General features: G+C 57.4%; 1 protein-coding gene. It reads right to left on the reverse strand.

All coding sequences use genetic code 11. The features are described from left to right. The coding region (locus Y707_RS0102190) for a UPF0182 family protein (protein WP_026533871.1) at nt 1–1767 on the reverse strand (1767 nt) is incomplete at both ends.

The following is a 1767-nucleotide window of genomic DNA, read 5'->3' on the forward strand; positions in this document are numbered from 1 at the left end:
GTCGACCGGATTAGTGACGTGGTACTGTCCCAGCAGTTCGCGCTGAACCTTAAACATGTCCTCCGGATAGCGGACGTGGCTCATGAGGTCGCCCGAAATTTCGCTGATTGGCTGGATGGTTTCCGGGAAGACGTTCTGCCAGGCCTTCAGCATGGGATCATTCTCGTCCCAGGCGTACAGGTCCACGGATCCGTCATAGGCGTCAACCGTCGCCTTGACGGAGTTGCGGATGTAGTTGACCGGCTCCGGAGGCAATGCCTGCGAAGCGGCGCCGACACCCGTCAGTGAATCCGTAGTGGCCGATTCGAGCTGCTGTTGCGTCGAATAGGGGAAATTCTGATTAGTCGTGTAGCCCTCGACGATCCACTTGATCCGACCGTCAATGACGGCTGGATAAATATTGCTGTCAACCGTCAGGTACGGAGCCACCGCCTCAACCCGTTCGCGGGGATCACGGTTATAAAGAATCTGCGACTCTTCATTGACGGCGTCCGACAGCAGCAAATCGGTGGACTGGAACTGAATTGAATAGATCAAACGGTTGAAGAAGTTCCCGATACCCGGTCCACCTTCACCGCTGAAAGTAGTCTTGGCCTCGCGTTCGGCACCGCCGGTCTCCGGCCGGTCCAGCTCCATCGGCGGTGCACCCTCAGGAGCACCCACCACTGAGTACTCCGGGGAGAACTCACCGAAGTAGACACGCGGCTGGTAGTCCCCAAGAACGCCTTGGCTGGGAATGCCCGCCTCCAGGAACTGCGGCTCACCGTCCGCTGCTACCTCGCTGGCGCTGGCGGCAACCAATCCGTATCCGTGCGTGTATACCGCGTGCTGGTTGATCCAGCTCTGAATATTGCCCGTATCCAGTCCGCGCACCGCAACGACTACGTTTTCCGTTGTACCGTCGATTTCATACCGGTCCACATTCAGGATCGAAGGGAACTGGTAGTAGGGCCGGAACTGCTGCAACTGCCCGAAAGCAGCGGAAACCAGGTTCGGGTCCAGAAGACGGATGTTGTCCGTCGTCTCCTCGTCATCCTCGAGGGCGCCGGCTTCCACATCGGTGGAAGCGTCATAGTTACTCACCTCGATGGCATCGAGCCCATAAGCCTCACGGGTTAACTCGATATTGCGCGCAATGTACGGCTCTTCCAAGGTCTGCTCGGACGGTTCCACCTGGAACCGCTGGATAACCCACGGATAAACACCACTGGCGAGAATCGCCGTGATGATCAGCATCGCGGTACCAACAATCGGAAGCCTCCACTTATTAGTGATAGCAGCCGCGACGAACAACACCGCCACAATAAGGGCCGCGACAGCGAGAATCGACTTGGTCGGTATGACGGCGTTAACATCCGTATACATCGCACCGGCCCAGTTACCGTCCTGGCTTACCAAGGTGGAATAACGGTCCAACCAGTAATTGACGGCCTGCAGGATCAGGAACGCAGCGGCCGCAACCGCAATATGAACCCGTGCCGCCGTACTGGTGAAGATGCCCTTCTCCTCCAGGCGGATGCCCCCATAGAGATAATGCGTGAGCAACCCTGCAATACCAGCGACCAAAACTACGCTGATCATGAATCCCACGAGGAAGCCGAGGAACGGCAACGTGACCATGTAGAAGGTGTAGTCGAGTCCGAATTCGGGGTCGGTGGCCCCGTAAGGAACCTGGTTGAAGAAAAGCAGAACCTGCTGCCACTGCGAGGAAGCCGCGGTTCCGGCAAAAACGCCCAACAGAACCGGAATACCAATCATGGCCAGCTT

It is taken from the genome of Arthrobacter sp. H14 (assembly GCF_000520495.1).
Taxonomy (GTDB): Bacteria; Actinomycetota; Actinomycetes; order Actinomycetales; family Micrococcaceae; genus Arthrobacter_C.